Here is a 13,887-nt window from a genome sequence, read left to right on the forward strand (position 1 = left end):
GTTTTCCCTAAGGGAACTACACGTGTTAAACCGTTATCCTTTGTGGAAGTACATCATGCTGATCGCCGTACTGGCGATTGGCCTGCTGTATGCGCTTCCCAACCTGTATGGTGAGGATCCGGCAGTTCAGTTAACTGGCGTGCGCGGTGCCGCCGCCAGTGAACAAACGCTGATCCAGGTCGAAAACACCTTAAAACAAGAAAATATCACCGCTAAGTCTGTGGCGCTGGAAGAGGGCGCTATTCTCGCTCGCTTCGACTCTACCGATACCCAGCTCCGCGCGCGTGAAGCGTTGATGAGCGTGATGGGCGACAACTATGTCGTGGCGCTTAACCTTGCTCCTGCTACCCCTCGCTGGATGTCGACTATCGGTGCGAACCCGATGAAGCTCGGCCTTGACCTGCGCGGCGGCGTCCACTTCCTGATGGAAGTCGATATGGACACAGCGCTGGGCAAGCTCCAGGAACAAAATATCGATGGCCTGCGCAGCGACCTGCGTGACAAGGGCATTGCTTACACCAACGTGCGTAAAGCCGACAATTACGGCGTAGACATCGTCTTCCGTGATTCAAGCGCGCGCGACTCAGCAAGAGATTACCTCTCCTCCCGCCATCGCGATCTGGTGTTCTCCAACCAGGGGAGCAATACGCTGCGTGCCGTGATGAGCGATGCTCGCCTGAGCGAAGCGCGTGAGTACGCGGTCCAGCAGAACATCAATATCCTGCGTAACCGTGTCAACCAGCTTGGCGTCGCCGAACCACTGGTGCAGCGTCAGGGTGCTGACCGTATCGTGGTTGAGCTGCCGGGTATTCAGGACACCGCGCGTGCCAAAGAAATTCTGGGGGCAACCGCTACGCTGGAATTCCGTCTGGTGAACACCAACGTGGATGCCTCTGCGGCAGCCTCTGGCCGCGTGCCGGGTGACTCCGAAGTGAAGCAGACTCGCGAAGGTCAGCCGGTTGTGCTGTACAAGCGCGTGATTCTGACCGGGGACCACATCACTGACTCCACGTCCAGCATGGATGAATACAACCAGCCTCAGGTAAACATTTCCCTGGACAGCGCTGGCGGTAACATCATGTCTAACTTCACTAAAGACAACATCGGCAAGCCGATGGCAACCCTCTTTGTGGAGTACAAGGACAGCGGTAAGAAAGACGCGAATGGCCGTTCCGTCCTGATGAAAGAAGAAGAAGTTATCAACGTGGCGAACATTCAGTCTCGCCTGGGTAACAGCTTCCGCATCACCGGGATCAGCAACCCGAATGAAGCTCGCCAGCTTTCTCTGCTGCTGCGTGCTGGTGCGCTGATTGCGCCGATTCAGATTGTTGAAGAACGTACCATCGGTCCAACCCTGGGCCTGGAAAACATCAAGCAGGGCCTGGAAGCGTGCCTGGCGGGTCTGGTGGTCTCCATCATCTTCATGGTCTTCTTCTATAAGAAGTTTGGCCTGATTGCGACCTCTGCGCTGCTGGCTAACCTGGTGCTGATTGTGGGGATCATGTCCCTGCTGCCGGGGGCGACGCTGACCATGCCGGGTATTGCGGGTGTCGTCTTAACCCTTGCGGTAGCGGTGGATGCCAACGTACTGATTAACGAACGTATCAAAGAAGAACTGCGAAACGGACGTTCGGTACAGCAGGCAATTGATGAAGGCTACAAAGGCGCGTTCAGCTCCATTTTCGATGCCAACATCACCACGCTTATCAAAGTTATCATCCTGTATGCCGTGGGCACCGGGGCGATCAAAGGGTTTGCTATTACCACCGGTATTGGCGTTGCGACCTCGATGTTTACCGCAATCGTCGGCACCCGTGCCATCGTGAACCTGTTGTACGGCGGCAAACGCATCAACAAGCTGTCTATCTAAGGAGTGCGTTGTGGCACAGGAATATACTGTTGAACAATTGAACCACGGCCGTAAAGTCTATGACTTTATGCGCTGGGACAACTGGGCCTTCGGCATCTCCGGTATCCTGCTGATCCTTTCCGTCGCGATTATCGGCGTGAAAGGCTTCAACTGGGGTCTGGACTTTACCGGCGGTACGGTTATCGAAATCGGGCTGGAAAAACCAGCCGAGCTGGACACCATGCGCGCCGCGCTGCAGAAGGCGGGTTTTGAAGAGCCGCTGGTGCAGAACTTTGGCAGCAGCCGTGACATCATGGTGCGCATGCCACCTGCTAAAGGCGAAACCGGCGGCCAGGTGCTCGGCAGCAAGGTTGTGAGCGTGATTAACGAAGCGACCAGTCAGAATGCGGCAGTGAAGCGTATTGAGTTTGTCGGCCCAAGCGTGGGTGCGGATCTGGCTCAAAACGGTGCGATGGCGCTGCTGGTCGCGCTGCTGTCGATTCTGGTGTACGTTGGGTTCCGCTTCGAGTGGCGTCTGGCTGCCGGTGTGGTTATCAAGCTGGCGCACGACGTGGTAATTACCATGGGCGTGCTGTCGCTGTTCCACATTGAGATTGACCTGACCATCGTCGCGTCGTTGATGTCGGTTATCGGCTACTCGCTGAACGACAGCATCGTGGTTTCGGACCGTATTCGTGAAAACTTCCGCAAGATCCGCCGCGGGACGCCTTACGAGATCTTTAACGTCTCCCTGACCCAGACGCTGCAAAGGACCTTGATCACATCCGGTACCACCTTAGTGGTTATCCTGATGCTGTATCTGTTCGGTGGGGCGCTGCTGAAAGGCTTCTCCCTGACGATGCTTATCGGTGTCACCATCGGTACCGTGTCTTCTATCTACGTAGCCTCTGCGCTGGCGTTGAAACTGGGCATGAAGCGCGAGCACATGCTGCAGCAAAAGGTAGAGAAAGAAGGGGCGGATCAGCCGTCTATTCTGCCGTAATAGCGTTAAGCGTTTGATAAAACCGCAGCCTTCGAGCTGCGGTTTTTTTTCGTCCGGTGTTTTTCTCCTGACAGTATGGTGTCAGGAGGGGGCCAGTAGACTCGTGGTTACTGACAACACAGGAGAAAAACAATGAGCACACTTATCAACTGGTTTGAGATCCCCGTTACCGATATGGCGCGAGCGGTCGCTTTTTACCAACGAGTACTGAACGCTGAATTTCGTCGCGAAACGATAGCCGGCGTGGAGAATGCTGTATTTTCGTATAACCAACCGGCCACCGGTGGTTCTTTAGTGAAAGGGGAGCGGTTTGTGCCTTCTGCGACAGGCGCGGTGATTTATCTTTATACGCCCGATATTGTTAAAGCATTACAGCAGGTAGAGATGGCGGGAGGCCGGCTGGACTTTGGTCCTCAGGTGCTGCCCTATGATATCGGCACGATTGCGTTAATGATCGACAGCGAAGGCAATCGCGTTGGGTTGCATCAGCCTGTTTAAGCCTCAATACTGACGCTAAAGCCTGCCGCTCGGGCAGGCCTTATTTTTTCCGGAACATCCATGAGCCGAAGAGCCGATCGATTATTTCAGATAGTGCAAATCCTACGCGGCAGGCGCCTGACGACGGCTGCACAGCTTGCCGAACGGCTGGAAGTCTCAGAGCGGACTGTCTACCGCGACATTCAGGATCTTTCTCTCTCCGGCGTGCCGATAGAAGGGGAGGCTGGCTGCGGCTATCGCCTGCTGGCCGGGTACGATCTTCCACCGCTGATGCTGACGACCGGAGAGGTGGAGGCGGTGATTGCGGCGTTAAGAATGGTGCAAACCTGGAGCGGAGAAACGCTGGCGAAATCTGCCGAGTCCGTGCATGAGAAGCTTCTCGCAGTGCTCACCCCGGAAAAGCGTCGGGTTGCCGAACGTAGCCGTATAATTTCGCCTAATTTTAACAAGTTTCCGCAGGTGAAAGCCCGGTTCGATCTGTTTCATTCCGCCATCGACAAATGCCAGGTTGTTCATTTGCTGTATGAGGATGAAAAAGGGGAATTGACGGAGCGGGATATTCACCCTCTGGGGCTGTCATTTTGGGGAGAGGTCTGGCTGCTGGTGGCCTGGTGCGAGGCTCGGAATGATTATCGTAGCTTCAGGCTGGATCGCTGCCGGGATATTCATTTAACAGGAAATGTGTTTCAGGAGCGACACGATCGTTCTCTGCAGGCTTTTATTGCCCTTCAGAAGGCCAAAGGTTACCTGCCTGAGAAATAAAAAAACCGGCCAGCGGGCCGGTTTTTTACAAGTGGTGGCGATTAGAAGTTGTAACCGACAACCACGTAGTAGCCGAAGCCGGTCGACTTCACGCGTTCGTTCATGAAGAACGGCTGCTCGCCATCTTTCCACTGGCCGCCGTTATGGAAGTAACGGGCCACGAAGGAGTAGTGCAGGTGATCGTAGTTCAGCGACAGGATGTGGCTGGACGCAACGGAGTTATTGGTACGGTACTGCTCGTTGCCCAGGTCAGAGTCCCAGTCAACGTTGGTGAAACCGATATAGCTCAGCTTACCGCCCCACAGGGAGGTAATCGGCACGAAGTATTTCACCTTGAAGCGGTAGCCATCCCACTCGTTTTCGTTAGACGCACCGTAGTTCTGCCACTGGTACTTGGCATACACGTTCATCGACAGGCTCATTGGCAGGCCGGTATCGATGTCGGTACCCAGACCCATGTACCAGGTGCTCTGGCGATTAGCCTGGTTACGACCCATGTCGTAAATGTAGTTGTTCGCGAAGTACCACTCTTTGAACGGACCAAAGCTCAGGTCGGTCCCGGTCAGCTTGTCGATGGAGAAGCGAGGTTCGATTTCCATAAACAGTGGGGAGCCGTGGTTCCAGATCCCTTTCGCCTGAGTGTTGCCGCCGAAGAAGACTGGCGCATCCACGTAGCCGTAGAAATCGAACCAGTCTTTTTTGGCGAACGCTTCATATTCCAGGTAGGTATCGTTGCGCAGCTGCGGCCCGAAACGGGTGTGATAGCTGCCGACAACGTTAACGCTCTGGTGCCACCAGTCGGAGAGGTATTCGCTGTTTTTTGCTTCTTCTGCGCTGGCAGAGAAAGAGCTGGAAAGTGCCAGAACGGTGCCGGCTGCCAGAATAATTTTTTTCATATTTTTAGCCACTGTTTACGTAATTTTGGTGCGATGCGGATGTGAGATGTCATCCCTGGCCGCCGGTCTCAGGGAAGGACCTTTGCAGCGCGACTATTATAGAAATCCCTGCTCACAAAAATATGTTCTATTTCACATTCTTCTCATATGCGTAATCGATTGCGTTCACGTTTGCGCACATTAAAAACGGCGTGATTGTACCTGCTTCGACAAATTACGCAAACGTATGCCCAGTTGTTACATGTAAGTGTGATATGGATCACTATAAAGACGAGATGATAACAGGGGGTTTGCTTCACATATTGTGCGGGGGGTGTGAAAGAGTGTGACAGGCGCGCCTCGCCGGAAAATGTCTCTTAGCCATCTTTTGCTTTCACATTTTTGCGGATGAGTGGGGTGACTTCAGCCCTCACCCCGGCCCTTTCCCGGAGGGAGAGGGGGAAAACTGCCGATGATTTATTCCCTCTCCCTTTTAGGGAGAGGGTAAGAAGCGAAGCTGTGGTTGAAGCGAGCGCCGGACAAGGGGGCGAAAGAATTATTGCGCGGGTGCTGGCTGTGCGGAAGAAACTGGCTGGATATCATGAACGCGCACAAACCCTAATTGGTCGGGCGTGATGCCGGACAGGCGAAGCGGAATCGACACGTCGCTTGGGGCGAGAATGCTGGCCGGGGCGTCTATGGACTGCGTTTGCACGTTAACTTCCTGGAAACTGTCGGTGGTGCCCTGGATCTGCCCCCATTCTACTTTGCCGCTAAATGCCGGCAGCGGATCGTTGGATTCTCCCTGAATCAGCAGCGTGGCGCGGGTGCCGTTGGCTTCAGCCGCAACGTTTGTCAGCGACATTTTCAGGTTACCTATCTGGCTGTTGAGGCGCGCTGCCGTGTTTGAACCCGGTAGCAGATAAACGCCGCTGGTCGACTTCGCGTTCAGGGCATTCTGCTGGGTCAGCCTCACCGTTTGCTGGCTAAGTTTAGTCATTTCCTGATTTAACGAACCAATTTGACTGCGCATCTGACGCACTTCAGTTTGCTGGGCACAAGCGGTCAGGCTTATCAGGCTTGAAACCAGGATAATTCTTAAGTAAGTCTTTGTCATGGTTAGTTTTTCCTTGCTAAGGTTCGCTGATTTAAGCGTAGTTCTTCGCGCTTGAAAAGTCATATTTGATGTTGCAGTGTCGGCGCTGTCTTTGTACTCCCGCAACTTCGCGGTAAACTATTGTTCATCTTTATAATCCCAGCAGGAAACGCTATGCATTGCCCATTCTGTTTCGCCGTGGACACCAAAGTTATCGACTCTCGCCTGGTGGGTGAAGGTTCCTCCGTGCGCCGTCGGCGCCAGTGTCTGGTCTGTCACGAACGCTTCACGACTTTCGAGGTTGCGGAGCTGGTGATGCCGAGAGTGGTGAAGAGTAATGAGGTGCGCGAGCCGTTTAACGAAGACAAACTGCGCAGCGGCATCCTGAAAGCGCTGGAAAAACGTCCGGTCAATTCTGACGACGTGGAAATGGCCATCAGCCATATTAAGTCGCACCTTCGAGCAACCGGCGAACGCGAAATCCCGAGTAAACTCATCGGTAACCTGGTGATGGAGCAGCTCAAAAAGCTGGATAAAGTCGCCTATATTCGCTTTGCTTCGGTCTACCGTAGCTTTGAAGATATCAAAGAATTTGGTGAAGAAATCGCCCGTTTACAGGATTAATGCCGATGTCCCTTGATGAACAGTTTATGGCTCGAGCGCTTGAGCTGGCTAAGCGCGGGCGTTTTACCACTGCACCGAACCCGAATGTCGGCTGCGTGATAGTTAAAGACGGCAAGATTGTGGGGGAAGGGTTCCACTTTCGCGCCGGTGAACCTCATGCGGAAGTTCACGCTTTGCGCATGGCAGGCGAACAGGCCCGGGGCGCAACGGCCTATGTCACGCTCGAACCCTGCAGCCACCATGGCCGCACGCCACCGTGCTGTGATGCCTTGATTGCCGCAGGCGTTTCTCGCGTGGTGGCCGCCATGCAGGATCCTAACCCGCAGGTTGCCGGCCGGGGCCTCTACCGCTTGCAGCAGGCTGGCATTGAAGTCAGCCACGGCCTGATGATGAACGAAGCTGAAGCGCTGAACCGCGGGTTCCTCAAGCGTATGCGCACGGGTTTTCCATTTATCCAGCTTAAGCTTGGTGCTTCGCTGGACGGCCGTACCGCGATGGCAAGCGGAGAGAGTAAATGGATTACCTCTCCCCAGGCGCGTCGCGATGTGCAGCGCCAGCGTGCGCAAAGTGCCGCGATTCTTTCCAGCGACGCGACCGTAATGGCAGATAACCCGTCATTAACGGTTCGCTGGGATGAGCTGGATAGCGCCAGCCAGGCTATTTATTCCCAACAGGATTTACGTCAGCCGATTCGCATTGTGCTGGATCGTCAAAACCGGGTAACGCCACAGCACCAAATTATTGCCAATCCGGGGCAAACCTGGCTTGCCCGCAGCCAGGCGGATGAACAATCCTGGCCGGAGGACGTCGAGCAACTGCTGGTGCCTGAACATAATGGGCATCTTGATTTGGTCGTGTTAATGATGCAGCTTGGCAAACGCCAGGTGAATTCTGTCTGGGTTGAGGCCGGGGCAACGCTTGCCGGGGCGCTGTTGCAGGCAGGCCTGGTGGATGAGCTGATTGTCTATGTCGCACCTAAATTATTAGGCAATGATGCCCGCGGTTTGTGCGAGCTTCCTGGCCTTGAAAAACTTGCTGATGCGCCGGCGTTCAGCTTTAGCGAAGTCCGCCAGGTTGGCCCCGATTTGTGCCTGCATTTGACGCCCATTTACGGACGCCAGTAAAACGTAAGCAGTCACGAAAAGATTATGATAAAATCCGCCCCCCTGCGGGGCTAAACAGAACCCGTAAAGGAAGATTATGAACATTATTGAAGCTGCTGTTGCTACTCCTGACGCTCGCGTCGCCATCACCATCGCGCGTTTTAACAACTTCATCAATGACAGCCTGCTGGAAGGTGCTATCGACGCCCTGAAACGCATTGGTCAGGTGAAAGACAAAAACATCACCGTAGTTTGGGTGCCGGGCGCTTACGAGCTGCCGCTGGCCGCTGATGCACTGGCTAAAACCGGTAAATACGATGCTGTTATCGCGCTGGGTACCGTGATTCGCGGAGGCACTGCACACTTCGAATACGTTGCCGGCGGTGCCAGCAACGGTCTGTTAAGCGTAGGCCAGGACAGCGGTATTCCCGTTGCCTTCGGCGTGCTGACCACTGAAAGCATTGAACAAGCCATCGAACGTGCTGGCACCAAAGCCGGTAACAAAGGTGCAGAAGCTGCACTGACCGCGCTTGAAATGATTAATGTATTGAAAGCCATCAAGGCCTGATTTTTGTAAGGGGAAATCCGTGAAACCTGCTGCTCGTCGCCGCGCCCGTGAGTGTGCCGTCCAGGCGCTCTACTCCTGGCAGTTGTCTAAAAACGACATCGCTGATGTTGAATACCAGTTCCTGGCGGAACAGGACGTCAAAGACGTTGACGTTGTCTACTTCCGCGAGCTGCTGAGCGGCGTGGCTACCAACAGCGCGTATCTGGATGGGCTGATGAAGCCTTACCTGTCCCGTCTGCTTGAAGAGCTGGGCCAGGTGGAAAAAGCGGTACTGCGCATTGCGCTGTTTGAACTGTCTAAACGTGATGATGTGCCGTACAAAGTGGCCATCAACGAAGCGATTGAGCTGGCGAAAACCTTCGGTGCCGAAGACAGCCATAAGTTCGTTAACGGCGTTCTCGACAAAGCTGCTCCCGCTATTCGTCCCCACAAGAAGTAATCTCCTGGCCGGGTTTTCCCGGCCTTCTTTTTTCCTGCAACTGACATTCCTGAGGTATCACGCATGGCATGCGGTGAGTTTTCCCTGATTGCCCGTTACTTCGATCGCGTTACAAGTTCTCGTCGTGATGTGGAAGCCGGTATTGGCGACGACTGTGCGTTGCTGTCGGTACCCGAAAAACAACTGCTGGCGATCAGCACCGATACGCTGGTGAGCGGTAATCACTTCCTGCCGGATATCGACCCGCGTGATTTGGGCTACAAAGCGCTGGCGGTGAATTTAAGCGATCTGGCCGCAATGGGCGCAGATCCGGCCTGGCTGACGCTGGCGATCACGCTCCCGGAAGTGGATGAAGCGTGGCTGGAGGCATTCAGCGACAGCCTGTTTGAACAGCTGGATTATTACGATATGCAGCTGATTGGCGGCGACACAACCCGTGGCCCGCTCTCTTTGACGCTGGGTATTCACGGCATGATCCCGGCTGGCCGGGCGCTGAAGCGCAGCGGTGCAAAAGCAGGGGACTGGATCTATGTCACCGGCACGCCGGGCGACAGCGCGGCTGGTCTGGCAATTCTGCAGAAGCGCCTGCATGTTGCGAATACACAGCATGCGGATTATCTGCTTAAGCGGCACCTGCGCCCAACGCCGCGTGTTTTACACGGGCAGGCGCTGCGCGATCTGGCCAACAGTGCCATCGATCTTTCAGACGGGTTGATTTCCGATCTCGGTCATATCCTGAAGGCCAGCGACTGCGGGGCACGTATCGATCTCGATTTGCTGCCGTATTCCGAAGCGTTGCGCGAGCATGTTGAACCAGAGCAGGCGCTGAAATGGGCGATGTCCGGCGGCGAAGACTATGAGCTGTGCTTCACCGTGCCGGAGCTAAATCGCGGGGCGCTGGAAGTGGCTATCGGCAATCTGGGCGTGCCTTATACCTGTATCGGGCAGATTGTTTCTTCCTCTGAAGGGCTGCAGTTTACCCGTGAAGGGAAGCCGGTGACGCTGGAGATGAAGGGTTACGATCACTTTTCCTGGTAGCTGGTCATGACCCTCACCCCAACCCTCTCCCTAAAAGGGAGAGGGAGCAAAACCCAAAGTCGAAAGAGTGAACCTGCGAGGGCGATTATTTATATCCCGCCACCGGATGCCGTTGATACGGCGTCTCCAGCTCGGCAATCTCCTCGGGTTTCAACGTTAAATCTACCGCACCAAGCAGGTCGTCCAGCTGTTCCTGCCTTGATGGGCCAATAATTGGTGCGGCAATACCCGGTTTGCTAAGCAGCCAGGCCAGCGCTACCTGCGCGCGTGAAACGCCCTTATCTGCGGCGATATTTGCCAGCCGCTCGGCGATAAGCGCGTCGTTTTCGTTATTGGTCTGGTACAGCGATTTGCCCACTTCATCCGAGACAGATCTTGCCGTGGTATCTCCCCATGGACGAGTCAGTTTGCCGCGTGCGAGCGGGCTCCAGGGGATCACCGCAATTTTTTCTTTGTAGCACAGCGGGAGCATCTCCAGCTCTTCTTCACGGTAAATCAGGTTGTAGTGATCCTGCATGGTAACGAATCTTGCCCAGCCTGCCTGAGCCTGCAAAGTCAGGGCCTGAGCAAACTGATCGCTGCGCATTGAAGAGGCGCCGATATAACGTGCTTTCCCGGCCTTAACCACGTCGTTAAGTGCCTCTAGCGTCTCTTCAATAGGCGTGCTGTAGTCCCAGCGGTGGATTTGTAGCAAATCGACGTAGTCGGTGCCGAGTCGTGTCAGGCTTTCGTCGATCGAACGCAGGATCTGTGGGCGGGAGAGGCCCTGAGGCAGATCGCCAACTTTGTTGTAAACCTTAGTGGCAACCACAACGTCCTGGCGGCGAGCGAAGTCGCGCAGCGCGCGGCCTAAAATCTCTTCGCTGCTGCCGTCGGAGTAGTTATTTGAGGTGTCGAAGAAATTGATGCCGTTTTCCAGCGCGCGGCGGATTATTTCCCGGCTGCTCTCTTCGGGAAGCGTCCAGGCATGGCTGCCGCGGTCCGGCTCGCCAAAGGTCATACAGCCGAGGCAAAGGCGGGAGACGCTAAGGTCGGTGGTGCCTAACGGGTTGTATTGCATGATATCGCTCCTGCTATGTAGGAATATCTATTAAGCATAGCAGGCCGTACACGTCATCCTTCAAACCACTGCGGTGTTGGCGGCGCTCTCATACCCGAATCACTTACCTGAGTAAGCTCATCGGGATATGCTCACTTGCCGTTGTGCTGTGGGTTGAATTATTTAGTGTACGGATGAAGTTAATCCACCCAGCTCCGAATCTTAGCTTCGATCCCGGCCGCATCAAGGCCAATCGCCTCACGTGCTTCTTCCTGGGTGCCCTGAGGAATGAAGAAATCAGGCAGGCCGAGGTTAAGCACCGGAACCGGTTTACGGTGAGCCATCAGCACTTCGTTTACGCCGCTCCCGGCCCCGCCCATAATGGCGTTCTCTTCAATCGTCACCAGAGAGTCGTGGCTGGCGGCAAGTTCCAGAATCAGGGCTTCATCCAGTGGCTTAACAAAACGCATATCGACCAGCGTGGCATTCAGCGCTTCGGCTACCGCTGCGGCTTCCGGCAGCAAAGTGCCGAAGTTGAGCAGCGCAATTTTTTCGCCTTCGCGTTTCACAACGCCTTTACCTATCGGCAGCTCCACGAGCGGTTCCAGCTCTGCGCCTGTTCCGGTCCCACGCGGGTAACGCACGGCGCTTGGGCCTGCGCTGTAGTGGTAACCCGTGTGCAGCATCTGGCGGCATTCGTTTTCGTCGCTTGGCGTCATGATAACCATGTCCGGGATGCAGCGCAGGAAGGAGATATCAAAAGCGCCCTGGTGCGTCTGGCCGTCAGCGCCGACAATGCCTGCGCGATCGATGGCAAACATCACCGGTAGCTTCTGAATCGCTACGTCATGAATCACCTGGTCGTAAGCGCGCTGCAGGAAGGTGGAATAGATCGCAACCACTGGCTTATAGCCACCAATCGCCAGGCCCGCCGCGAAGGTCACTGCGTGCTGCTCGGCAATCGCCACATCAAAGTACTGGTCAGGATACTGGCGCGAGAATTCCACCATGCCGGAGCCTTCACGCATGGCAGGTGTAATTGCCATCAGCTTGTCATCGTGGGCTGCGGTTTCGCACAGCCAGTTGCCGAAAATCTTCGAGTAACTTGGCAGGCCTCCGGTGCTTTTCGGCAGCGTCCCGCTCTGCGGATCGAACTTAGGCACCGCGTGGAAACTGATCGGATCTTTTTCCGCTGGCGCGTAGCCGCGTCCTTTTTTAGTCATGATATGCAGGAACTGCGGGCCTTTCAGGCTGCGCATGTTCTTCAGCGTATTGACCAGACCAATCACGTCGTGGCCATCAATTGGCCCGATGTAGTTAAAGCCTAGCTCTTCAAACAGCGTGCCAGGCACCACCATGCCTTTGATGTGTTCTTCGGTACGCTTCAGCAGCTCTTTAATCGGCGGCACGCCGGAGAAGACTTTCTTGCCACCTTCGCGCAGTGTCGAATAAAGCTTGCCGGAAAGCAGCTGCGCCAGATGGTTGTTCAGCGCGCCGACGTTCTCGGAAATCGACATTTCATTGTCGTTAAGCACCACCAGCATGTCCGGGCGGATATCGCCGGCATGGTTCATCGCTTCGAAGGCCATCCCGGCGGTAATTGCGCCATCGCCAATCACGCAAACGGTTTTCCGGTCTTTCCCTTCCTTTTCAGCGGCAACGGCGATCCCGATACCCGCGCTAATGGAGGTGGAAGAGTGGCCCACGCTCAGCACGTCGTACTCGCTTTCCGCGCGCCATGGGAACGGATGCAGGCCGCCTTTCTGGCGAATGGTGCCAATTTTATCGCGGCGCCCAGTCAGAATTTTGTGCGGGTAGGCCTGGTGGCCGACGTCCCAGATGAGTTGATCGAACGGCGTGTTATAGACGTAGTGCAGCGCCACGGTCAGTTCGACCGTGCCGAGGCCGGAGGCAAAGTGCCCGCTGGAGCGGCTTACGCTGTCGAGCAGGTAACGGCGCAGCTCATCGCAAAGCTTAGGTAAGCTCTCTTTAGGCAGCACTCGCAGATCCGGGCTGGCATCCACCAGAGCGAGGGTCGGGTATTTGGCGATATCAAAACTCATCAGAAATCTAAACTCATCGTTGTTATACGTTATTTATCACGGTGGATAATGTAGTTGGCTAACGCTTCCAGTGCCGCCGTGTCCAGCGACAGCTCGGCAAGTTCGGCCAGAGCCTGCAGTGCTTCCTGATAGAGATCCTGCGCTTTTGCCTGCGCCTGTTCAAGTCCCAGCAGCGCCGGATAGGTACTTTTGCCTAACTGCTGGTCGGCACCCTGGCGTTTGCCTATCGTAGCGGTATCGCCGACAACGTCCAGGATGTCATCCTGAACCTGGAAAGCGAGGCCGATGCTTGCAGCATAGCGGTCCAGAATCGGCAGAGCTTTTCGGCCTGCTTCACCGGCGCTCAGCGCGCCCAGGCGAACGGCGGCGCGAATCAATGCCCCGGTTTTATGACGGTGAATGCGTTCCAGGGAAGCCAGGTCAACTTGCTTGCCTTCGGCTTCTAAATCCAGCGCCTGGCCGCCACACATACCAGCCACACCGCTGGCGGTGGCTAATTCCGAAACCATGGCTAAGCGATCGGCCATATCAACGCCGGGCATTGGCGCATCACTCAGTATAGAAAACGCCAGCGTTTGCAGGGCGTCTCCGGCCAGAATGGCGTTCTCTTCACCAAATTTTATGTGGCAGGTCGGCTGCCCACGACGTAAATCGTCGTTATCCATGGCCGGTAAATCATCGTGAATCAGGGAGTAGGCGTGAATGCATTCCACTGCCGCAGCAGGCGCGTCGAGCGCTTCGTCGGCGACGCCAAACATTTCGCCGGTGGCGTACACCAGGAACGGGCGCAGGCGTTTACCGCCCAATAGTGCGCCATAGTGCATCGCTTCAACCAGTGGACTGTTCTGAAACGGCAGCGGCGCCAGAAAGCGCGCAATAGCGTCGTTAACCCGTACAACGTGGGCCTGAAGCTGTTGATTAAAATCCATA

At 55.4% G+C, this 13,887-nt stretch carries 14 protein-coding genes; 9 read left to right on the forward strand and 5 right to left on the reverse strand.

Features of this window, described 5'->3' with window-relative positions; translation table 11 throughout:
• Positions 1-22: 22 nt before the first annotated feature.
• The 4 genes from secD to AAIE02_RS01085 all read left to right on the forward strand — a co-directional run bounded on the left by secD (position 23) and on the right by AAIE02_RS01085 (position 4,112).
• Complete coding sequence (gene secD / locus AAIE02_RS01070; protein ID WP_071842707.1) at positions 23-1,870, forward strand: protein translocase subunit SecD; 1,848 nt, start codon at positions 23-25, stop codon at positions 1,868-1,870.
• 10 nt (positions 1,871-1,880) lie between these two features.
• A complete protein-coding gene (secF, locus tag AAIE02_RS01075) occupies positions 1,881-2,852 on the forward strand; it encodes a protein translocase subunit SecF (RefSeq protein ID WP_008454542.1) in 972 nt (323 codons plus the stop codon).
• Positions 2,853-2,984: 132 nt separating this feature from the next.
• Positions 2,985-3,350 carry a VOC family protein gene (locus AAIE02_RS01080; protein WP_166994395.1) on the forward strand — a complete coding sequence of 122 codons (366 nt, stop codon included), beginning with the start codon at positions 2,985-2,987 and terminating at the stop codon, positions 3,348-3,350.
• Between the two features lie 60 nt (positions 3,351-3,410).
• Positions 3,411-4,112 carry a helix-turn-helix transcriptional regulator gene (locus AAIE02_RS01085; RefSeq protein ID WP_034807592.1) on the forward strand — a complete coding sequence of 234 codons (702 nt, stop codon included), beginning with the start codon at positions 3,411-3,413 and terminating at the stop codon, positions 4,110-4,112.
• A 41-nt stretch (positions 4,113-4,153) separates the two neighbouring features.
• Here the strand turns inward: AAIE02_RS01085 and AAIE02_RS01090 are convergent, their stop codons facing one another.
• Positions 4,154-5,008, reverse strand: coding sequence for a nucleoside-specific channel-forming protein Tsx (locus tag AAIE02_RS01090; protein WP_008454549.1), 855 nt, complete (start codon positions 5,006-5,008; stop codon positions 4,154-4,156).
• Between the two features lie 535 nt (positions 5,009-5,543).
• Positions 5,544-6,104 carry a SadB/YajI family lipoprotein gene (locus AAIE02_RS01095; RefSeq protein WP_498531826.1) on the reverse strand — a complete coding sequence of 187 codons (561 nt, stop codon included), beginning with the start codon at positions 6,102-6,104 and terminating at the stop codon, positions 5,544-5,546.
• A gap of 153 nt (positions 6,105-6,257) precedes the next feature.
• Here AAIE02_RS01095 and nrdR point away from each other — a divergent pair, with 153 nt between their 5' ends.
• From nrdR to thiL, 5 genes are all read left to right on the forward strand, one after another.
• Positions 6,258-6,707: a transcriptional regulator NrdR gene (gene nrdR / locus AAIE02_RS01100; protein ID WP_008454553.1), complete on the forward strand. Its 450-nt coding sequence runs from the start codon at positions 6,258-6,260 to the stop codon at positions 6,705-6,707.
• A 5-nt stretch (positions 6,708-6,712) separates the two neighbouring features.
• Positions 6,713-7,831 carry a bifunctional diaminohydroxyphosphoribosylaminopyrimidine deaminase/5-amino-6-(5-phosphoribosylamino)uracil reductase RibD gene (gene ribD, locus AAIE02_RS01105; protein WP_498531827.1) on the forward strand — a complete coding sequence of 373 codons (1,119 nt, stop codon included), beginning with the start codon at positions 6,713-6,715 and terminating at the stop codon, positions 7,829-7,831.
• Between the two features lie 76 nt (positions 7,832-7,907).
• Positions 7,908-8,378 (forward strand): 6,7-dimethyl-8-ribityllumazine synthase, encoded by a 471-nt coding sequence (ribH, locus tag AAIE02_RS01110; RefSeq protein WP_008454557.1) that lies wholly within the window; start codon positions 7,908-7,910, stop codon positions 8,376-8,378.
• Positions 8,379-8,397: 19 nt separating this feature from the next.
• Complete coding sequence (gene nusB / locus AAIE02_RS01115) at positions 8,398-8,817, forward strand: transcription antitermination factor NusB (protein WP_008454563.1); 420 nt, start codon at positions 8,398-8,400, stop codon at positions 8,815-8,817.
• Positions 8,818-8,880: 63 nt separating this feature from the next.
• The gene (thiL, locus tag AAIE02_RS01120; protein WP_336708938.1) at positions 8,881-9,855 is read left to right on the forward strand and encodes a thiamine-phosphate kinase; all 975 of its coding nucleotides are present in this window, start codon (positions 8,881-8,883) and stop codon (positions 9,853-9,855) included.
• An 85-nt stretch (positions 9,856-9,940) separates the two neighbouring features.
• Here thiL and AAIE02_RS01125 read toward each other — a convergent pair whose 3' ends face one another.
• The 3 genes from AAIE02_RS01125 to ispA form a co-directional block, all read right to left on the reverse strand.
• Complete coding sequence (locus tag AAIE02_RS01125; protein WP_498531828.1) at positions 9,941-10,915, reverse strand: aldo/keto reductase; 975 nt, start codon at positions 10,913-10,915, stop codon at positions 9,941-9,943.
• 179 nt (positions 10,916-11,094) lie between these two features.
• Positions 11,095-12,957 carry a 1-deoxy-D-xylulose-5-phosphate synthase gene (gene dxs / locus AAIE02_RS01130; RefSeq protein ID WP_498531829.1) on the reverse strand — a complete coding sequence of 621 codons (1,863 nt, stop codon included), beginning with the start codon at positions 12,955-12,957 and terminating at the stop codon, positions 11,095-11,097.
• A gap of 29 nt (positions 12,958-12,986) precedes the next feature.
• A complete protein-coding gene (ispA, locus tag AAIE02_RS01135) occupies positions 12,987-13,886 on the reverse strand; it encodes a (2E,6E)-farnesyl diphosphate synthase (protein WP_336982998.1) in 900 nt (299 codons plus the stop codon).
• Position 13,887: the final 1 nt, after the last annotated feature.

The organism is Cedecea sp. Ae19-4 (genome assembly GCF_059801165.1).